Annotated in this window: 22 protein-coding genes and 2 pseudogenes; 8 read left to right on the top strand and 16 right to left on the bottom strand. The window is 60.4% G+C overall.

Annotated features, from left to right (window positions below; all coding sequences use genetic code 11):
• Positions 1-7 precede the first annotated feature (7 nt).
• Entirely contained in the window at positions 8-865 is an 858-nt protein-coding gene (locus AS189_RS13270; RefSeq protein WP_129587278.1) for a universal stress protein, read from the top strand.
• Between the two features lie 12 nt (positions 866-877).
• On the opposite strand, the gene AS189_RS19540 is transcribed toward AS189_RS13270, so the two are convergent.
• Positions 878-1,039, bottom strand: a complete 162-nt coding sequence (locus tag AS189_RS19540) for a universal stress protein (protein WP_082634296.1) — start codon at positions 1,037-1,039, stop codon at positions 878-880.
• Positions 1,040-1,281: 242 nt separating this feature from the next.
• Positions 1,282-1,845: a pyridoxamine 5'-phosphate oxidase family protein gene (locus AS189_RS19535; RefSeq protein WP_424580590.1), complete on the bottom strand. Its 564-nt coding sequence runs from the start codon at positions 1,843-1,845 to the stop codon at positions 1,282-1,284.
• 150 nt (positions 1,846-1,995) lie between these two features.
• Between AS189_RS19535 and AS189_RS13260 the strand changes: the two genes are divergently transcribed.
• Positions 1,996-2,448, top strand: coding sequence for a GAF domain-containing protein (locus AS189_RS13260; protein ID WP_160320839.1), 453 nt, complete (start codon positions 1,996-1,998; stop codon positions 2,446-2,448).
• Positions 2,449-2,468: 20 nt separating this feature from the next.
• Entirely contained in the window at positions 2,469-3,740 is a 1,272-nt protein-coding gene (locus tag AS189_RS13255; RefSeq protein WP_062289807.1) for a sensor histidine kinase, read from the top strand.
• On the opposite strand, the pseudogene AS189_RS13250 reads toward AS189_RS13255, so the two are convergent.
• The 5 genes and pseudogenes from AS189_RS13250 to AS189_RS19530 all read right to left on the bottom strand — a co-directional run bounded on the left by AS189_RS13250 (position 3,727) and on the right by AS189_RS19530 (position 6,270).
• Positions 3,727-4,328: pseudogene (locus AS189_RS13250) on the bottom strand (response regulator). The gene AS189_RS13255 and the pseudogene AS189_RS13250 overlap by 14 nt on opposite strands.
• Positions 4,329-4,383: 55 nt before the next feature.
• Positions 4,384-4,848, bottom strand: a complete 465-nt coding sequence (locus AS189_RS21305; protein WP_062289804.1) for a DUF3040 domain-containing protein — start codon at positions 4,846-4,848, stop codon at positions 4,384-4,386.
• A 171-nt stretch (positions 4,849-5,019) separates the two neighbouring features.
• A complete protein-coding gene (locus AS189_RS13240) occupies positions 5,020-5,340 on the bottom strand; it encodes a hypothetical protein (protein WP_129587276.1) in 321 nt (106 codons plus the stop codon).
• Positions 5,341-5,691: 351 nt separating this feature from the next.
• Positions 5,692-5,886, bottom strand: a complete 195-nt coding sequence (locus AS189_RS21300) for an AarF/UbiB family protein (protein WP_062289798.1) — start codon at positions 5,884-5,886, stop codon at positions 5,692-5,694.
• A 51-nt stretch (positions 5,887-5,937) separates the two neighbouring features.
• Complete coding sequence (locus tag AS189_RS19530) at positions 5,938-6,270, bottom strand: AarF/UbiB family protein (RefSeq protein ID WP_160320838.1); 333 nt, start codon at positions 6,268-6,270, stop codon at positions 5,938-5,940.
• Between the two features lie 29 nt (positions 6,271-6,299).
• Here AS189_RS19530 and AS189_RS13225 point away from each other — a divergent pair, with 29 nt between their 5' ends.
• Positions 6,300-6,746 carry a pyridoxamine 5'-phosphate oxidase family protein gene (locus AS189_RS13225; protein WP_237759849.1) on the top strand — a complete coding sequence of 149 codons (447 nt, stop codon included), beginning with the start codon at positions 6,300-6,302 and terminating at the stop codon, positions 6,744-6,746.
• Here AS189_RS13225 and AS189_RS13220 read toward each other — a convergent pair.
• Both AS189_RS13220 and AS189_RS13215 read right to left on the bottom strand, forming a co-directional pair.
• On the bottom strand, positions 6,743-6,985 hold the full coding sequence (locus AS189_RS13220) for a hypothetical protein (protein ID WP_062289788.1): 243 nt from the start codon (positions 6,983-6,985) through the stop codon (positions 6,743-6,745). The two genes, AS189_RS13225 and AS189_RS13220, sit on opposite strands and share 4 nt — an antisense overlap.
• A 123-nt stretch (positions 6,986-7,108) precedes the next feature.
• Positions 7,109-8,218 carry an ABC1 kinase family protein gene (locus tag AS189_RS13215; RefSeq protein ID WP_062289785.1) on the bottom strand — a complete coding sequence of 370 codons (1,110 nt, stop codon included), beginning with the start codon at positions 8,216-8,218 and terminating at the stop codon, positions 7,109-7,111.
• A gap of 419 nt (positions 8,219-8,637) precedes the next feature.
• Between AS189_RS13215 and AS189_RS13210 the strand changes: the two genes are divergently transcribed.
• From AS189_RS13210 to AS189_RS20005, 4 genes and pseudogenes are all read left to right on the top strand, one after another.
• Positions 8,638-9,102 (top strand): universal stress protein, encoded by a 465-nt coding sequence (locus AS189_RS13210; RefSeq protein WP_237759848.1) that lies wholly within the window; start codon positions 8,638-8,640, stop codon positions 9,100-9,102.
• A pseudogene (locus AS189_RS21145) lies at positions 9,092-10,002 on the top strand (hypothetical protein). Before AS189_RS13210 ends, AS189_RS21145 begins: the two are co-directional and overlap by 11 nt.
• A complete protein-coding gene (locus AS189_RS20010) occupies positions 9,968-10,336 on the top strand; it encodes a cation:proton antiporter (RefSeq protein ID WP_062289778.1) in 369 nt (122 codons plus the stop codon). The pseudogene AS189_RS21145 and the gene AS189_RS20010 overlap by 35 nt, the downstream one beginning before the upstream one ends.
• Positions 10,337-10,740: 404 nt before the next feature.
• Complete coding sequence (locus tag AS189_RS20005) at positions 10,741-11,043, top strand: hypothetical protein (protein ID WP_129587275.1); 303 nt, start codon at positions 10,741-10,743, stop codon at positions 11,041-11,043.
• A gap of 1,255 nt (positions 11,044-12,298) precedes the next feature.
• Here the strand turns inward: AS189_RS20005 and dmpG are convergent.
• The 7 genes from dmpG to AS189_RS13160 form a co-directional block, all read right to left on the bottom strand.
• Complete coding sequence (dmpG, locus tag AS189_RS13190) at positions 12,299-13,330, bottom strand: 4-hydroxy-2-oxovalerate aldolase (RefSeq protein WP_062289773.1); 1,032 nt, start codon at positions 13,328-13,330, stop codon at positions 12,299-12,301.
• Positions 13,327-14,280: an acetaldehyde dehydrogenase (acetylating) gene (locus AS189_RS13185; RefSeq protein ID WP_062289768.1), complete on the bottom strand. Its 954-nt coding sequence runs from the start codon at positions 14,278-14,280 to the stop codon at positions 13,327-13,329. Before AS189_RS13185 ends, dmpG begins: the two co-directional genes overlap by 4 nt.
• Positions 14,281-14,289: 9 nt before the next feature.
• Positions 14,290-15,135 carry a 2-keto-4-pentenoate hydratase gene (locus AS189_RS13180; RefSeq protein ID WP_237759847.1) on the bottom strand — a complete coding sequence of 282 codons (846 nt, stop codon included), beginning with the start codon at positions 15,133-15,135 and terminating at the stop codon, positions 14,290-14,292.
• Positions 15,132-16,073, bottom strand: a complete 942-nt coding sequence (locus AS189_RS13175) for a 3-carboxyethylcatechol 2,3-dioxygenase (protein WP_062289765.1) — start codon at positions 16,071-16,073, stop codon at positions 15,132-15,134. Before AS189_RS13175 ends, AS189_RS13180 begins: the two co-directional genes overlap by 4 nt.
• Entirely contained in the window at positions 16,042-17,772 is a 1,731-nt protein-coding gene (locus AS189_RS13170; protein ID WP_062289762.1) for a bifunctional 3-(3-hydroxy-phenyl)propionate/3-hydroxycinnamic acid hydroxylase, read from the bottom strand. Before AS189_RS13170 ends, AS189_RS13175 begins: the two co-directional genes overlap by 32 nt.
• 40 nt (positions 17,773-17,812) lie before the next feature.
• Entirely contained in the window at positions 17,813-18,682 is an 870-nt protein-coding gene (locus AS189_RS13165; protein ID WP_062289759.1) for an alpha/beta fold hydrolase, read from the bottom strand.
• A gap of 136 nt (positions 18,683-18,818) precedes the next feature.
• A complete protein-coding gene (locus tag AS189_RS13160) occupies positions 18,819-19,517 on the bottom strand; it encodes an IclR family transcriptional regulator (RefSeq protein WP_202814100.1) in 699 nt (232 codons plus the stop codon).
• Between the last annotated feature and the right edge of the window lie 92 nt (positions 19,518-19,609).

Genomic DNA, 19,609 nt, shown 5'->3' with positions numbered 1-19,609 from the left:
CCATTGGTTGGCCCTTTATCTCTGGGAGAGGAACTCGGATGGGCAGCACGATAGCCGTAGGCGTGGACAATTCCCGGCAGCAAGGACTGCTGCCGACTGGGCAGCATTGCGAGCCCAGCGACTGGGCGTTGACGTGTTGCTGGTGCGCGTGCAGCCGGACGCCGGTGAGCGACGGGGACAACACTCGTCATCTGCAGCTTTTGATATGGCTGCCCGCGCCTTGGAAGACGAACGGGAACGAATCTCCACCGTGGTTCCCCGTTCAACCATTCACACGACGATCAGGCGAGGTGAAATAGCCCAGGTGCTTGCTGAGCTTTCATCGGAGACAAGCATGGTCGTTGTGGGCATGGACAAGACGGGCAGTGGTCATGGTGAGGGATTTGGTGTGGCCGCACTGGAGCTTGCGGCACAAAGCGCCTGCACTGTGGCCATAATCCCCGGTACCTTGCCCAAGGGTGCAGGGGTGGTTGTGGGGGTGGACGGTACACCGGAAGCTGAGTGGGCCCTGCGAGTGGCTGCCGGTGAAGCAGTAATGGCAGGGGAGCCCCTGACTATTGTTCACGCGGCGCAGGTGGCCAATGACGGTGAGCAGGTGATCGGGCGAGCAGAGGACTCCGTGCGTGCCCGCCACCCCAGACTGGAAATACTCACGGTCCTGGACATTCGGCACGGAGCCGCCCTTGCCCTGGCCGAAGCCTCCGGCAACGCCCGGCTGCTTGTAGTGGGCAGCAGGGGCCGTGGCCACGCTAAAGCCATGCGCCCCGACGCCATTTCCGCGGTCGTGCTGGCCCGCATTCCCGTTCCGATGATGGTGACCAAGGGGAAGCCGGGAACCCGTTTGGTGTCGGGTGCAGGACGTTGAGGTTGGTGCGTGCTAATTGTCATTGACAATCAGCACCGGGCAGCGGGCACGTGCAACACAGCTTGCAGTAACTGAACCGATCCGCAGCCCGAGAAGCCCCCGCTGCCTCGCCGGCCCACGGCCAGCAGCCGGCCGTGGCACTCTCTCCTTCCAGGATTCGGGCCGGATGGCCATATCTAGTGTGGAAAGTCATCCCGGCGGGCGCTTCTGTGCCAAAGGCCAGATCGATGACGTGTTCCGCCATGTTGGCGGTCTCGGTTTGAAACGGGTCGCCCTCCGGCAATCCTGGATTGGGAATTTGTGAGGCGGCGTAGATGTCGGTGTGGTGCCAGCAGGCAACAACGTCCATTCTAAGCTTCAGCACGTCGGCCAGGGCAGCGGCAAGCATGAGAATTGGCGGGGAATGCACTGAGCCATCAATGCCCACGACTATGCGTTCCGCACGAACAGGTGGCAGGGCCGTCCTGATGCTTCCAGAGGTTTGGGGCCCGGAAGAGGCATGTATTCCGTTCATTCGGGCGAAGCCTGCGGCATGTTTGCCTGCGCCGTCCACCATTCGGCTGGCTGTGTAACACGGAATCGGCGCCCGGTGACAGAAGTTGGCACGATGCGGACAAAATTGTCCTTGTGGCTGCATGCCAAGGGAATAGCCGCAGGGCGAAGCTGTCGAGGATGTCGTCTGTGGAAGTTAACAGCTTGCCGTTCCCCTTGGCAACCACGCTCCATGCAAAACCTGTATCGGGATTGACACCATCGACTTCCAAGGCGACGGGCTCGTCGCGCTGCAGGGCTTTGAGCTTGGTCCCTTGGCCTGTACGAAAGACCAAACTCCCATGGTCAACCGTGTAGTTGATGGGGAAAATATCGGGATGGTCCACATCCCACACGGCGAGTCGCCCAACGGAGACACTTCGGAGCTGGGACCAACATGAGTGGACCGGCAGGACTTCTGTTCGTGTTGCGGCTGGGTTGTGGTTCATGCCCTGAGCATAGATTCCGTATGAGGGCGCCGCTAGGGGATAAGGTCCCGTTGCGCCGGCCCATGGCTGTGGGGCGGGTGCCGGCGTAGCATGGGGATCGGGTGCCAGCCACAGGCCGGCCGGGCTTGGGACATGTGGAGGAGACGCACTATGAATCACCCGCAGCACGGCGACGGGTCGTCATCGGCTTCGTCGACAGAGCAGCCGAGGCCGCCCTCCGGTGACAGGATGCAAGGTTTGCTCGCCGCAGTCGCGGTCATTGCTGAAGACCCTAGCCTGGAGGCAGTCCTCCGCCATGTTGTTCAGGCCGCCTGCACATTGGTTGATGCCGGGTATGGGGCGTTGGGTGTCATCGGCGAGAACGGCGGACTCAGCCATTTCATCACCGAAGGCCTTGAACCGGATGCTGCAAAGCTGATCGGCCACCTGCCCACTGGACATGGCGTGCTGGGGCTTCTGATCAGCGATCCGCGGCCACTGCGTCTGCCCAACATTCGCGACCATCCGGCGTCGTATGGGTTCCCCAAAAACCACCCGGCCATGCGCACTTTTCTGGGGTGCCCATTCGCATCCGTGATTCGGTCTTCGGGAACCTGTACCTAACCGAAAGACATGGCGGCGGCTTGTTCACGCTCGACGACGAGGAGCTCGCCATTGCGTTGGCGGTTGCGGCAGGGTTTGCGATAGAAAACGCCAAGCTATTTGATGATGCCCAACTGCGAAGTCGCTGGCTGGAGGCGGGAAGAACTATTGCCGTCCGCATGATGGGCCCCAAATCTGATGACGAGGAGGACAACCGAAACTGGGTTGCCCAAACCGCTCTCAAGGCCTCCGAATCAGCTGTGGCCCTGATCGTCGGCCAGCCAAATGAAGCGGGCCAGGTTGAAGTGTTGGCTGCCGCCGGGACGGACGCGTCGACGTGGGTGAGGCAGCTCCTGGATTTGAACGGAGAGGGCATCAGCGGTGTCCTCAAGTCAGGCAGGCCCTTGGCTTATGAGGAGGCGTCCCTGCTGCTGGGGCCGGCAACCCGGGGACTGTCAGGACCAGCCCTGCTGGCCCGGCTTGGCACTCATGCGGCCGGACAAGGCATGATCGTGCTGATCAGGGCGAATGGGGAGCCGGTATTTTCCGCATTGGCAACTGACATGGTGGCGGTTTACTGCACCCAGTCGGCACTGGCGCTGGAGCTGGCCAAGACCCATCGCATCCGTGAACAACTCGTGTTGTTTGCAGACCGTGACCGGATTGCCCAGGATCTTCACGATGTGGTCATACAGAGGCTTTTTGCCGCAGGATTGAACATTCAGGGGCTGGCCCGGTTCGTTGACGAATCGGCGGGCCTCGCGCGGATCCGTGCAATTACTGATGAACTCGACACAACCATCAAGGAACTTCGTGACACTATCTACTCCCTGAGGGCCTCTGCCACCGATGCCGATCTTTTGAGCAGCCGGATACTGAACACCATCAGCAAGATCTCCAGATCCCTGCCCTATGCACCACGGATCATCCTGTCAGGCCCCATTGACTCCAAGGTGACGGTAGAACTGGGGGAGCAGGTGTTGGCGGTTGTGACGGAGGGTGTCAGCAATGCCGTCAGGCACGCGCAGGCGGATGAAATTGATGTTGCGGTCTCCGTTGATGGGCAATCGGTCAACGTTTCCGTCAGCGACGACGGGTGCGGAGTTGGTGTTCTTCAGGGCACCAGCGGATTGGCCAACATGGAAGTCCGGGCGCTGACTTTCAACGGCACTTTTCAGCTGGACAGTAATGGGGCTCGGGGGACCAGGTTCCTGTGGTCGGTGCCGATGGACGGCAAACAGCCCGCCGACGGGCAGGACGGCAAATTGGCACCGATGCCAGCCAATGCCACAGTTGACCCTACTTCCGGGTGATGTACACGGCGGCTTGAGTGCGCCTTTCAAAACCCAATTTGGCGAGCAATGAGGACACATAGTTCTTGACCGTCTTCTCGGCCAGGAACAGTTCCTGGCCGATCTGCCGGTTGGTCATGCCCTGTCCAATGAGAGCAAGAACCTTGCGTTCCTGTGCAGTCAGGATCGCCACGCGAGGATCCAGAGGGGCCGGTTCACTCAGGCCATCAATGATCCTCTGTTTGAGGGCCGCGTCAAAAGCGACTCGCCTGCCGCGGTGCGTTTGATGGTGTTGAGGAGGTCGGTGCCGCCGACCTGCTTCAAGACGTACGCTGCAGCACCGGCCAGCACTGCCCCGCGGAGGGCCTGCTCGTCGTCGTAGCTTGTCAGGATCAGGCATTTCAAGGATGGGTCCACAGCCCGGACATCCCGGCAAACTTCAATTCCGGTCCCGTCAGGAAGGCGCCCGTCAAGTATGGAAACATCCGGATGAAGCGCCGGTATCAGACGCACGGCTTCCGCTGCGGAACCGGAGGTGCCAACCACGGCTAATCCTTGACCCTCCAGTAACTCCTTCAGGCCCAACCTGACCAGCTCGTGGTCGTCCAAATGAAGACGCGGATGGCAGGTTCTGGGCCGGGCCTTGCAGTTGTTTGCGTTCCATTCATTTCTTGTGCCACCTTGTTATCAATTGTCCGTGACTTGCGTCCGTGGGCCCCACTGCCGAGTATGACCTTGCCAGGCCTTTGTTCGGCTCATTGCCCAGCATCCTGTGGAAGGCGCACAAGCCTCGCGCCGCCCTGCTATTCATCCGGAATGTTATGGGAATCAAGTTGTCTGGCTCTGTACAGTCGAATCGTCCTGAACAGTCGTGGCCGTGGCAAGGCCAGATGGGCCCCTCCGTCATGGCCATGAACGCAGCTGCACCAATCAGTGCCGAATGGACCGCAATGGCATACACAAGTGCGCCGATGCCAACCGCCAGGACTGCGGTGCCCCACAGCAAATGGCGAATAGCTGGTCCACTGCTTGCCAAGATGTCAAACGTCTTCGATAAATGAGGGTCACTGGCAGCCAGTTCCTTCTCAACGGCCAGCAGAATCCGGGATTCACGTTCTGAAAGAGCCATGATGTCGTCCTTTGATGATTCGACACTAGAGAGCAGCAGGGTCGCTGTGGTACTTCCAATGGTTGCCCCTGAGAGGGCCTGTGACCATGGTCTAAAGTCCTGAAGCGTTGACACTTGCGATGAAATATTTGTGCAATCGTCGACTATTCCACACGTGTGGGGCAGCGCCGGTCATGCCGGTGGGCGCCGATGGCCTGATTTGAGTAATCGGGACAGCCAAGGCCTTGGAGCTGCAACGTTGGGCCGGGATGTCCAGACGAGGTAACTGCCCATGGCTCCAGTCCCGCCAGCCAGCAGCTTGTTTTGCCAGGACTGCAGCCATTTCTGGTCGGATGAGGTCAGGTCCCCGATTCCGCGGATGAATGCTGCGAGAATCAGCCCGGCCACTATGCGGTTGCCGATGCGCTCCGCCCGGGCCACGAGAGGCAGCAGGTCTTCGACCTGGACGCGCATCTCCAGACCGTCATCGATCTGCTCAATAACACGTTCCAACCTCTCGGGCAGTGCGCTGCCGAAGTCCGCCGCATCGAGGCCCTACCAATTGATCCTGGAGGCAAGTTTGCCCGGGTTCAACCGCCGCAATGCGAGCTTTTTCGCCTGGGTTTCATCACGACGCCCAGATTGAACTCTGGGTTGAGGCGCATGCCCAAGCTTTCCATCATGACCATCATTTTAGCGATTATGGAAACTTCGTTGGGCAATTGCAGGTGGTGGGTGCGCAGGATTGCAAGCAATTCGCCGACGAGCGGGTGAGGCGGAGTTCACCCAGGCTCGGTCCCTGATAACGGGCCATAAAGCGTGAGGCATCCTGCCTGAGCGTCTCACGGTTGGTGGTGGGCTGGTTCACGGTGAGCTCCAGAAGTGCCCGGACGGTCCGGTACGGGTCAACGCGAGGAGAAACCTGCTCAACTGGTCCGGGAGTTCCTCGCGGACCTCACCGACCATGCCGAAGTCAATCAGCGCGATGCGCCCTGAAGGTTCAACAAACAGGTTCCCTAGGTGTGGGTCGGCATGAAAGAACCCGTCTTCCATGATCATTTTGGCCGTGGCAGGGCTGACTGGTGGGCGAGCCTTTCAGCGTTTCTGCCCTCACAGAGGTCGTCCAGTTCGGCACGAAGGGTTGTGGCGAACGTGTCCACGACGGCGCACCTTCACCACCACATCAGTGCCGTCCCACAGGGTTGGGGCATGGGCCTCGCCGAGGGAAGTGCTGACCAACGGTGCGCCGTCGAACACTATGAACACAGCGTTGGGGGAGGCGCCCAGTTCTTGCTCCACGAGGGCAAAGATGACATCGGTGGGGACCGGCTCCACCCCATCCTGAAGCTGCGAAAGAGCAACTAGGAAGTCGGGGGGAAGGATATCTGGCCGGGTGGAGAGCTTCTGCAGTAGTCTCTCCCCAGGCGGGGACGCGGCGGGCAAACACGGTCCTTGGGCCCTACCCAAACGGCATGGAACGGGATGATGATCGGATCATGAACAGTGACGAAGAGCCCGGGGTTGTGTTGTCAGGGAACGAATCATGGGGGTTGCTGCAGGGCAGCCGGTTTGGCAGGTTGGCCGTCTGCGTCGCCAACCAGCCAGACATTTTCCCGCTGAATTTCGTCGCTACCGCAGACAAGATTTGGATTAGGACAAATCCAGGCACCAAGCTCGCCGAGATGGCAATCAATGCCTTGGTGGCGTTGGAAAGCGACGAGGTCGGTGACGGGGAAGCGTGGAGCGTGGTAGTCAAGGGAACTGTCAGGGTGGTGGAGTCCCAGACGGAGATTGACGCCGCCGATCTGCTCCACCTTGAATCCTGGACCAAGACACGGAAATGGACCTACATCGAGATCACTCCAGCTAGTGTGGCCGGCCGAAGGTTTGTGCTTGGCGGCGAGCCGGACAGATATTAGCGGCGGATGCGTAGCCCGGGACGGGACGTCCAGGCCAAGTACCCGCCCATGGCGCCCAAGGCCCCGACACCGGTGGCCAACAGGTTGTTCTGCCAGGTTTGCAGATGCCGACGGTCCGCGGCCGTCAGTTCGCCGATGCCCAGAATGAAGGCCGCGAAAATCAGGCCGGCCACCAGCCGGTTGCCAATGCGTTCGGCCCTGGCAACAAGTGGAGCGAGTTCCTCGGCACGAAGATGCACTTCGACGCCGTCGTCGAGTTACTGCAACATGCGATCCAGCCTTTCCGGAATGTCTGTACCAAAGGCGGCAGCGTCCAGGCCCAGTTGCTTGAGCAGTCCAGCAGCTTTTGTGGGCTGCTTTGTTCAAGAGCCAGCCGGCCGGGCGTAGGGTTTGAGCACTTCGCCGAGGTTGAAGCCAGGGTGGAGGCCCACCCCGTTGCCTTCGGTCATGGTGACCATTTTCGTCAGCAGGGCAATTCCGCTGAGTAGTTGGATGTGGTGGGTGCGCAGGATGGTCACCATTTCGACGATCAGCGGCGCAAGCCGGATCTCGCCCAGTCGCCGACCCCGGTATTGCTGCATAAAATCCGCCATGTCCTGCCGGAGGCCCCCACAGTCGGAGGCACACCAGTTGACCGAGAGTCCCAGCAGTGCGTGACTGATTCGTTCGGGGTTGTTGCGGCTGAAGGCAAGTAGGAGTTTGCCGAGCCGCTTTTGAAGTTGTTCATCCAGTTCTCCCACCATGCCAAAGTCGATCAGCCCAATCCGGCCAGTGGCCTCCACAAATAGGTTCCCGGGATGCGGGTCGGCATGAAAGAAGCCGTCCTCGAAGATCTTCTGGGCTGCTGCCTTGGCCGCCGTGGTGGTCAGCCGGTCCCTGTCAACCACGGGCAGGCCGGTCACCTGCGCGTCATCAATCCTCTGGCCGTAGATGCTTTCCATCGTCAAGGCCCTGGACGTGGTGGTTGACCAGTAAATTTTTGGAATGTGAACGCCGGTGTCATGGGCAAAATTCTGGGCGAACCGCTTCGCATTCCGTCCCTCCACAAGGTAGTCCCGTTCGGCACGCAGCGTTGCCGCAAACGTGGACACTATGGCCTCCACGTTGTAGTCGGCCTGGGCAGCCCAGTTGCGGCTGGCCTGGTGGGCCAAGTTCTGCAGTATTTCCAGATCCTCCTGCACCGGGGCAACGACGCCGGGACTGCGTACCTTCACGACGACCGAGGTGCCGTCGTCCAAGGTTGCCGCGTGGGCTTGGCCGATGGAGGCGCTGGCGAGAGGGGCGTCCATAAAGGTGGCGAAAGCAACGTCGGGGAAGCCCCCAAATTCCTGTTCGATGATGGTTCGGACCTGTTCCGGCACCAGGGGAGGAACATCGTCCTGAAGTCGTGCCAGTGCGGCAATGTGCTGCCGGGGGAAGAACGTCCGGGCGTGTTGAGAGTAGCTGGCCGAGCTTGATGAATGTGGGGCCAAGTTCCTCCAACGTCACAACCAGCTGCTCTTGAGTGGCCCGTGTGCCAACCCTGAGCAGCGGAGGGCCCAGATGCACCTGCCCAAGCCCGAGCAACGGGGCGATCGAGCCGAATCCGTGCCGGATCAGAATTTCCGCGACTTCCGCGTATCGTTCAAAGTGCTTGGCCACTCCCTGCTACAGGTTCTACTTTGTGGGCCTGGTTGTGTGCCAAACAACCAGGACGGTTGCAATACCAAGCGTGACGTTATGCCAGCCAGAGTATTCCCGGACTGGGGCGGGCCACAGAGCCAAAGGCCCCGAATGCTTGGCCCGGCTACGGGCCCGGAAAAGGAATGGTGCCGTTGGACCCTATACATAGGAGCCATGGCACAGCAGCATGGACGACAGATGGCCATGGCGTCGAAGAAAGGCACATACAGTGAGCGCAAATCAGGAAATGGGTAAAATTGTTGTCGGAGTTGATGGGTCCTCCGGGTCTATTGCGGCGCTCAAGGAAGCTGCACGCATGGCCAATGCAACTGGATGGTGGCTTGATGTGGTTGCATGTTGGAACGCTCCCACGTCCTTGGTGGTTCCCTATGCCTTGGGCTCAGTGGAACTCGAAGAAGGTACCAGGCAACTTCTGCAGGACACCGTCACCAGCACTTTCGGCATGCCACTGCCGGCAAATATGTCGACGACCTTGGTCCATGGACAGCCGCGACAGAAACTCATAGAAATGAGCGCCGGCTCGGACATGCTTGTTGTCGGACGCAGGGGATACGGGGGCTTCGCCGGGCTCCTGCTCGGTTCTGTCAGCCAGGCCTGCGTGGCCCATGCACACTGTCCCGTGTTGGTTGTGAACACAGGAAAGGAAGCCGACGGACCAGCGCATGACCAATGAGGAACAGGTGCCGGGCGGGCTGGACATGCCCGTGGACGGCGCGGCGGTCAGAATCACCAACCCGGACAAGGTGCTGTACCCGGACACCGGCAACACGAAGGCGGCTGTGGCGCGCTACTGCAAGCAGGTGGCACCATTCCTGATTCCGTGGGTCAGGAACCGACCAGCAATGTGGAAGCGCGGGGTGGACGGGGTGGGGACGGAATCCAAACCGGGTAAGAGCCTCTTCCAGAAGAATCTCTTGCAGCGACTCCTTCATGGGTTCTGCGCCGCACAATGCATCACAAGGACTATGGCAACATGTATCCGCTCGTCACCTATGAACGGACGTTGGCGTGGTTGGCACAGATTGCCGCCCTGGAGATTCACGTCCCGCAATGGATATTTGTTGCAAACGACGGTGAGCCGTGGCATCCGGACCGTGTGTTGCTTGACCTGGACCTTGGCGAGGGTGCGGGCCTGACTGAATGTGCCGCCGTCTCACTCATTGCACGGGACTTCCTGGCCCAGCATGGACTCGACTGCGTGCCGGATACGATCGGAAGCAAGGGCATGCACCTCTATGCTCCGCTTGACGGGCGAAGGACCTCGGACGAGGCTGCCACCCTTGCGCAGGAGCTGGCCTAGGCCATCGAACATCGGCATCCGGATCTGGCGGTCAGTCGCATGGACAGGTCCCTGCGCTGCGGAAAGGTGTTCATCGACTGGAGTCAAAACTGGCCCGGGAAAACCACCGTGGTTCCCTATTTCCTGCGTGGGCGGCCACAGCCAATGGTGGCTGCACCTCGGTACTGGTGCGAGGTCATTCCAGACATGCTGGTCCAATTGGACTGCAGCCAGGTCTTGGCAAGAATCAAGGACGGGGTTGTGCTGGATCTTAACAGGCAGAAGTCCGGTTGACCTGCTGGCCGGGATTCTCGTTGGCCGCTCCGGATTGAAGCTGGTCGACCCGTCTGAACCGGCGTTTGCGTTTCTTGCCGACGTTGGTTTTGCCCTGGTTATGTTCGTTGCCAGTAGCTACGTGCCACTGCGCGAGGCCTCGCTACGGGCCTCCCTGACCAAGGCAGCATGCCGGCAAGCGGCCGTTGCAGGAATAGGTGTTGCTGCACTATTTGGTACAGGACAGGCGCCTCTCTGCTCTGTCTTGATGGCCTCGTCCTCGGCGGTAATTGTGCTGCCCATGGTCACGTCCCTGGACCTCCGCGGCCCGGGCATGTTGACCACAACGGCCTAGGTGGCCATGGCCGAGACCCTGGCCGAGACCCTGGCCATAGTCGCGCTGCCGTTGGCCATGGACCCGTCTGCGGAAGGTCCGGCTGCGTTCGGTGCGGCGGCCGTGTTGACGGGTGCCGCCGCCGTCTACGCAGTTTTGAGGGAGGGCGATCGCCGGGGCGCCCAGCAGCGACTCCACAGGGTGTCTGAGAAGCGGAAGTTCGCCGTGAAGCTGCGGCTGCAGCTGGCGGTCCTGTTTGCCCTTGCCGGGTTGGCTGTTTGGGGTCATGTGTCCAGCATGCTGGCCGGTTTCTCCTTGGGTCTGGCCGTTGCCGACGTGGGGGAGCCCCGCTGGCTGGCCCGGCAGCTGTTCGCCATTACCGAGGGCTTCCTGGGGCCCTGTTCTTTGTCTGGCTCGGTGCCACCTTGCAGTTGCAGGCATTGGGTGAACATCCGGGGAAGATCGTTCTTGGACTTGTTTTGGGTTTGGACGCTTTGGCCGTGCGTGCCTCCATACGGCTGCTGGGGCAGGAACTCTCTCTGGGGCTGTTGGCGGCCTTGCCGCTGGGGGTCCCGGTGCACGCGGCCACCATCGGCCTACAGCAGGGTTTGCTGGAACCTGGAGAAGCGGCGGCCCTCGTCCTCGGCGCCCTGGTAACGACTGCCGTGTCCACGGCAGCCGCCGGCCGGTATGGCATCCATGGCCACCCGCCGGTTGTAAGGCCATGAGCTTCGCCAAGGATCAGAGGCCATTGTTTCAAGTTGAGCCAACGGTCTGTCTGTGCCGCAGGTTTGGGATCCAATTGAGGGGATGCCGACACAAAACCGAGGGGGATAGCCGACCATGCTGAACCTTTTGGTTCCGCCTTCCCGTCCGATGGTGGCTATGGCCGTTTTCAGGATATTCGACGGAATTTAAGTGAAATCGATGTGCGATGTTCTGAACGTCTCGGTGATTGACGATGGATGAGTACCTGCCAAGGTGTCGTTGAACCGTGTAAACCGGCGGCCCCGAGGTAAATCTCCTCGCAGATCATGGTGGCAAGTGCAGGGCAAGCGAAGACTGAATTCGGTGTGCCGTTGAACCTGTTGAAAGTGTCAACACTTTTCCTGTCGGGCTGGCCCGGACTGCGTCGTACTGGGCCATTCCGTCAAGGTGGCTTGCGAGTTCCCTTTGTATACACGGATCTAAATCACTTTCGAATCCCACCTTGGGCACGCTTAACCCCCTGTTTACAGGGGGTTTTCGTGTTTAAGTGTTGACACGACGTTGGCAAGTGCTGACCGGCGTGGATCCTTTGCCGAGGTCTTGTTAAGCGGCATGATTTCCCACGCTGATTTAGCGGTTTGTTATTGACGGCTCTTTTCTGGTTGGCTCGGGGCCATATTCCCTGTAGTACCTTCTTCATCGTCATTTGGAGCCTATTCCTCATGGCCGGAACTAGGTTGTTTGATCAGTTGCCGGAAATAGTATCTAATGTCAGTCATTGCCTGCGGTGGCGCTGTTGTTCGTGGCGGCTGTCTTAGACATCCATAAGGAATGCGTCCAGGAAAAAGTGCTCTAATCTGGTCGTTCGCTGCAGAGTGTTTTCACGACAGTCGGGTGGATTGACTACATCATCTACTACTCAGGAGACCGGTTTGATATCAGGCTACTGCGTGCTGCAAATACTTCTTGCCGCCGACAGTGCTGGGGACCTTTTCGAGAGGGAGTAGAGCGGGTGGAGTAGCAATTGTGCCAGCTGCCGGAATGACTTGTTTTCGCCAGGCTGTTAGAGACGTTGTGTCAGGATCGTGTTGGCCCCGCTCTCGCGACGCCTTTCTGAGAGTCTCGGGTGAGAGCTTCCCCCTTCACACAGTGGCCGTTATTGTTCGGGTATTCCGCTCGGCTGATTACAGCGGTGATCCTTTAGGGACACGTGAGGCCCGTCCAACTATCCCGGAGGGGGTAGTTGAACGGGCCCGTGTTGTGAAGTGGTGCGTGTTAGGCGGCTTTGTTTGCTGCGGCGAGGGTGACGGCGACGTCGACGATCATGTCTTCTTGTCCGCCGACGTATCCTGCCTTGCCGATTTCTTCCAGGATCCGGTAGGCCGGGACGCCGTAGCGTTCAGCGGCGCGTTCGGCGTGGATGAGGAAGGAGGAGTAGACGCCTGCGTAGCCTTGCATGATGGAGGCGCGGTCCATGATGGGCATGCGGGTGATGATGGGTTTGACGATGTCTTCGGCGGCTGCCATGACTGCCTGAACGTCGACGCCGGTGTGGATGCCGAGGCGGTCGAAGGACGCTGCGAGGACTTCGGTGGGGGAGTTTCCGGCTCCGGCGCCGAGGGCCATCAAGGTTCCGTCGATTTGCTTTGCGCCAGCTCGGGCGGCGAACACGGAGTTTGCGACGCCGAAGCTCATGTTTTGGTGGCCGTGGAAGCCGACCTGTGCGTCGGTGCCGAGCTCGCTGACCAACGCTTCGACCCGGTCGGAGACGTCCTCGAGGATCAGTGCGCCAGCGGAGTCAACGACGTACACGCACTGGCAGCCAGCGTCGGCCATGATGCGGGCCTGTTTGGCGAGGTTTTCCGGGGTGGTGCGGTGGGAGAGCATGAGGAAGCCAACGGTTTCCATGCCGAGCTTACGGGCGTGCTGGAAGTGCTGAATGGAGACGTCGGCCTCGGTGCAGTGGGTTGCGATGCGGGCCATGGAGGCGCCGGCCTCATGGGCCTGGTTCAGGTCGTGAATGGTGCCAAGCCCCGGGAGCATGAGCACAGCGATCTTAGCGTTTTTGGCTTCGTCGACGGCGGCCTTGACCAGGTCCAGTTCCGGGGTGAGGGAGAATCCGTAGTTAAAGGAGGAGCCGCCGAGCCCGTCACCGTGGGTGACCTCGATGACCTCAACCTTCGCATCATCCAGGGCGCGGACGATGGAACGCACGTGGGCTTCGGTGAATTTGTGGCTCATGGCGTGGGAGCCGTCGCGCAAGGTGGTGTCAGTCAGGCGGACACTGAATTCTGGGGTGGTGTTCATGCGTGTGCTCCTTCAGCGGTGGCAGTGGCGTTCATGCGTTCGGCCAGCAGATCGGCGGTGCGGGTGGCGGCGGCCGTGATGATGTCGAGGTTGCCGGCGTATTCGGGCAGGTAGTCGGCAGCTCCTCGGACTTGGATCCAGATGCCGACGCGGCCGTTGCCGTCCCAGTCTTCACGGGCGCTGTCGAATTGTGGTTCAACACGCAGAGCGTAGCCGGGGACGTAGTCCTGAATGCTGGCCACGGCCTGATCGATAGAGGCACGGATCTTATCCTGCAGCTCACCGGGTTCGGCGGCGTCGGCCGGGATCGCGCAGTAAACAGTGTTGCGCATGATCATGGGCGGCTCGACCGGGTTGATGATGATGATAGCTTTGCCGCGCTTGGCCCCACCGACCACTTCAAGGGCTTTGGCTGTGGTTTCGGTGAACTCGTCCACGTTGGCACGGGTGCCCGGGCCTGCGGATTTGGAGGCGATGGAGGCGACGATTTCCGCGTAGTCCACCGGGACCACGGAGGATACCGCGGCCACGATGGGGGTGGTTGCCTGTCCGGCGCAGGTGATCATGTTGACGTTCAGTACGTCCTCGAGGGAGTCGAGGTTGACCACGGGGCAGAGGTACGGGCCGACGGCGGCCGGGGTCAGGTCGATCGCGTGGATGCCAGCGGCCTTGTACCGGGGAGCGTTGATGGCGTGGGCTTTCGCGGAGGTGCACTCAAAGACGAAGTCGGGCAGTTCGTCTTGGGCCAGGAGCCAGTCCACGCCACCGGCGGACGTGGTGATGCCTAGTCGTGCGGCTCGGGCGAGTCCGTCGGAAGCAGGGTCAACACCGATCATGTATTTGACTTCAAGGTGTTCGCTGCGGCGCATGATCTTGAACATCAGATCGGTGCCGATGTTGCCCGAGCCGACGATGGCGGCTGTCCGTTTTGGTGCTTTTGTCTCTGACATGAGGGTTCCTTACTTGGTGAAGTTGATGGTCAGGCTGCCCAGGGAGCCGAAGTCGGCTGTTGCACGGCTGCCTGCGGTGACGGGTTCGGCCTTGGTAAAGGAGCCGGGAAGGATGAGCTGGCCAGCTACCAGGGCGACGCCCTGCTCGCCGAGGACGTTGGCGAGCCAGGCCAGGGGTGCCACGGGGTTGCCCATGACGTCAGCTCCGGTGCCTGTGCCAAGGGTGGTCCCGTCGATGGTCAACGCACAGGACACCTCATTAAGTGCTGCCGGGTCTACGGCGAGCGGGGTGGTTCCGATGACGATGGCACCACAGGAGGCATTGTCCGCCACGGTGTCCACGAGTTTGATGTCCCAGTCGCTGATGCGTGAGTCGATGATCTCGATGGCTGCGTAGACCTCGCCGATGGCGGCGGTGGCCTGCTCCAGGGTGACACCCGGGCCCTGCAGAGTTTCCTTGAGCACGAAGCCGAACTCCGGCTCCACCTTGGGGGAGATAAAGGACGATGCCGGGATGGAATCGCCGTCGTGATGAACCATGTCGGTGAAGAAGAAACCGAAGTCAGGGGAGTCCACACCGAGCTGTTGCTGCATGGCTAGCGAGGTCAAGCCGACCTTACGTCCGGCCAGCACGCGCCCATCGGCCACGTGTTTGTCCAACTGGAGAGTCTGGATGACATAAGCGTCCTCGAGGGACATGTCCTCAAGGCGATCCCGCAAAGGCGCCACCGGGACGAGTGACTCAGTGGCGCTCAGGAGTTCCTGCGCCAGCTGGTGTAGCTGCTCGTTGCGCGTGGATTCGACGGGGCTGCCCACGGTCATGGTGGTTGTTTCGCTTTCTGTTGCGGCGTTCATGGGAGCAACACCGCGGTGGTGACGCCGAAGCCGGCAATGTATTCCTTGATGGGCTTGTAGAACTCGTAGGTGACCTTGTATTCGCCACCGGCGCGAAGGGCCGAGTAGGCTGCCACCCAAGTGCGGACCTCGTGAGAGGAGTTTCCGGCTTCGGCGGCCATTTCTGCCGGGATGTAGGCATCGAACTGTGCCACGTCACCGGATTTGCATACCTCAAGGAACTTGCGGTCCCATTCCGGGTTGAGGTCCATGATGTTCGCCTCGCCGCGGGCAAAGGCCTTGGCGGTGTCGATGGTGCGCTGTTGACGTGCGGCACGCGCCTCGGGGGTGGGGTGGCGGCCATCCGTGAGGAACTTGCGCTGCTCCTCGGTGGCTGTGGCGATCTGCGGTACGGGCGGATCGTGGGAGAGCCCACCGGAACCGATGAACAAGATCTTCTTGTCGCTGTCTTTGAAGAAGTTCCCCACGGCGGTGCCGAACTCGCGGATCCGGCTCATCTTGGAGAAGGGTGGGGCCACCGAGTTGATGAAGATGGGGATGACAGGAACCTGGCTCAGATCACCGTAGATGATCTCCATCGGCTGGACGGCGCCGTGGTCGACTTCCATTTTGCGTGAGATGGCGGTTTCAATGTCATTGGCGATGACGTATTCAGCCAGTTCCATGGCGATGTCGGTTGGCACGTTCAGGGGGCCGCCCCAGGAATCATAGTCGCCGGTGCCGTGCGCCTCATAGCCGATGCAAAACGGTGGCATGAGGTCGTAGAAGAAGCCGTTGAAGTGGTCCGGGCCGAAGTTCACGATCAAGTCCGGCTTGAAGTCCGCGGCAAACGCACGAACCTGCTCGAATGCTTCTTCCACGGCGGCCTTGACGTCGGCCGGAGGATCGGTGTGTTCCAGTAACGGACTATGCGACATGCAAATGAGTGCGAGAGGCATCGTTGGCTCCTTCGTTGAATGAGAGTGCTTTGAGCAGGGCCTTCAGGGCACGGGGTGCGTCCTGGGCCAAAACGGCGGCGGCCACAAAGCGGTCCGGGCGCAGGAAGAGGACAGGAGTGGGCCGGTCATCGAACCATTTCTTGAGCCCACCGGTGATATCGCCAACCACGACGACGTTGGCCGGGTATTCCTTTTCGGCCCAGGCGCGCTGGGACTCGGGGACGACGGCGACGAAGGTGGCACCGAGAGTTTCGAGCCTGGCGAGCTCGGCGGCGTCGAACATGCCTTGGGGATTGTTTCCCCAAGCCAGGACGGTCCACCAGTTGCCCACGGCCTCATCCAAACGGATGCTGGCGTGATTCTTGGTGGCGACTAGCGGCTGGATAAACTGCACGCCGACAGGGGAGGTGCGGTTGTTGGCCGTCAGTGTCGGAATCATTTTGCTGGAGAGTTTCGCTTTCGCCTTCCCGGCCGTGAACGACGTCGGATCCACCACCACACCAGAGGTGTAGCGCGGCATGGGCTTAAAGCGCATCTCGGAGAAGTAAGACTTCACCGACGGGACAAGGTTCAAGGCAGCTGCCAGTCCGTCACGGGCACCCACCACGAAGGGGTTGGTCGGCTTGATGACGGCGCCCAAGGTCAGGGATAGGTCGATCATGGCTTTCGCATGGTCGCGGCGCTCGGCGTCGTACGTGTCCAGCAGGGTCTCGTCGGCGTGTCCGCGGAGCACAGTGGCGAGTTTCCAGGCCAGGTTGGTGGCATCGCGAACAGCAGAGTTCCAGCCCTGACCCATCCAGACGGGCATCAGGTGTGCAGCGTCACCGGCGATGATTTGGCGGCGCTGGCGGAAGGATCCTGCGATGCGCCCGTGGTGCGTGAAGACGCGTTCGCGGATGATTTCGAGGGAGGAAGGATCCGGCACGTGATCCTTGAGGAGGTTGTGGATGAACGCTTTATCCGTGACCTGCTCGTCGGTTTCGTGGTCAAAGATCATGAATTCCCAGCGGCGAATGGCGTGCGCCAGCCCGATGGAAACATAAGGGCGCTTAGGATCGGCGCCCAGGAACACATTGGGGGTGCCCAAGGGATCATTCTCAGCATCGACCACAAGCCAGCGGGTCGCGGGGGACTTGCCCTCGAAACTGACTCCCATGCGCTTACGGGTTCCGGACTTCCCACCTTCACAGCCCACAATGTACTGAGCCCTCACCCGCTTGGTCACGGGGGTGTCGGTGCCGTCGTCGAACTCAACTGTTGCGACGACGTCGTCGAGGGTCTGCACCACGTCGATGACGCGATGGTTGAACTTGATGGAGACGTTGTGGAAACGCTCCAGACCATCGTGGAGGGCTTTATCGACCAGAGGCTGCACAAAGCCGCTCTTGCGCGGCCAGCCGAACTCGTCGGCCTTGGGCTCGTTGGTCATGATGACCTTGCCGCGACCATTGACCAAACGCATGATGTGCTGGGCTGTGGTGTGGGGCAAGACGGTCTCTGAAAGTCCGGCAGTCTGGACGGTGCGCAGTGACTCATCGTCAATACCCACTCCGCGCGGGTAGTCAATGAGCTCGGGCAGCTGCTCCAGGACAGTCACGTCGTGGCCATAGAGGCCCAGCAGGTTAGCGAGCATCAACCCGGCCGGCCCTGCCCCGACAACGAGAACCTCGGTGTCGATATCAATTGCTGGTTTCGTCATAATCTTCTTCTTTGAAGTGATTGAAGGTTGCTGGGATTACTTAGCGGTCCAGCAAGAAATCAAGGATGATCTTGTTGAACGTCGCCGGGTCCTCGTACTGGGGCCAGTGGCCGCAGTTCTCCATGATGGCCAACTCACCATTGGGGATCAGGGAAGCGATCCTGCGTCCTTCATCGACTGGCCCGGAGGGGTCCTTGGTTGTCCACAACACCAATGCCGGAGCCTTGATTTGGCCCAAGGCCTCGTCGGTGAGCATATTACGCCGGCGGATAGTGGGGTCCTGGAGAGCCATGTTGGAGATGCAGGCCTTGAGCCAGTCAGGCTGGGAAAAGATAGCCTGGCGGGTTTTGATGAGGTCGTCGGTGACCATGGCCGGATCGGCCATGAGCCACTCCAGGCGTGCCTTGACGCGGTCCCATGAAGGGTCCTTCGCCGCCTCCATCGACAAGGTGTACAGGCGCTCCATGACAACCGGGTTCGCCATGGTGCCGCCCATGGTGTTCAGCAGGATGCGCTCCACCTTTTCGGGATAGTCAATGGCGAATTGCGCACCAACCCACCCGCCGAGTGATTCTCCCGTGAAGTAGGCCTTGTCAACACCGATGGCCGCCATGAACTCCAGCAACTGTTCGATGTAGTCCTTGATCTCTAGAGGCTGATCCGGCTTGGAGCTGTAGCCGTGGCCGATGAAGTCAATGGCCCAGACAGAGAAGTGTTCCGACAGGGCTTCAAAGTTACGCACGTAGGCTTCGGCATGGCCGGTGATCCCATGCATGGCAATCAGGGTCGGCTTGGACACGTCCCCGGTATGCAGGTAGCGGGTGGTGTACTTCTCGGCCCGGATATACCCCTGGCTGAACTCAAGCGGCGCCAGATCGGACCAAACGCTGGTGAATGTACTCTCTGTCATGATTCTCCTTTGAATTGTGCATATATCGCACCATTAGATGCTATAAATGCACCCCATGACAGACATCACACCACGGCCGTGTGATCTATGTCAAGGGAGAAGTTGGTTTTGCCGGGCAGCGAACCGGGCCAAATGGTTAGGCGAGTTGAGCTGCGATAAGCGCGGCTGCGGCAACGACGGCGGGAATGGCTGATTCAATCAATTCCGGGCGATTTGTAATGACGTTAATGCAGGCCGGCATGTTCCAGCTGTCGCCAATGACCGGTGCGGCGAGTCCGTACATATTTGGTTCCACCTCGCCGTACGTTGAGGAGTATCCCTTGGCGCGAGCCGCTTTTACCGGTTCGGGATCGCTAGCCAGGGGAGGGTGGCAGGAGCTGATGGCGTGGCCCGCAGCACCGAGGTTGAGCGACTGGCGACTGCCTTCGGTGAAAGAAATCCGGTAATGCTGATTCTGCGCTTCAACGACGGCCAGGGCTACGGCATCTGTTCCTTCTTGGACTATCAGGGACACCGTTTGCTGAAGTTCACTGGCCAATTTCGTCAGGATCGGCATGGCAGCTGCCCGCAACGCGGAGTGCGCCGAATTTGCCAGCAGTAACAATCCCGATGAGCCGCGGTACTTGTTATCACTGCCGCGCCTGATGAGCTCGGCATCGCTGAGCGTGTTCAAGATCCGGTAGGCAATAGTGCGGTGCACGCCAAGCTGGTCGGCAACCTCCTGAATGGCCAGCCCTTCTCTGGACGAGGCTATGGTCTTGAGCGCGAGGATGCCACGGGCCAATGTTTGGGAGCCGGCGGTTCGGGAGCTGGGTGAGGCTGATTCTATTGTCACTTTGCCATCCTAGTGAAGTCTTGGGCAGTTCGCGCTTGACAGGACTTCGTGAAGTGCGTCACGCTTGTACTAATATCGTACGCTGACGTGCG

It is taken from the genome of Arthrobacter alpinus, from assembly GCF_001445575.1.
Classification (GTDB): domain Bacteria; phylum Actinomycetota; class Actinomycetes; order Actinomycetales; family Micrococcaceae; genus Specibacter; species Specibacter alpinus_C.
The sequence above is the reverse complement of the archived record's forward strand: the minus strand, read 5'-3'. Positions and strand labels throughout refer to the sequence as shown.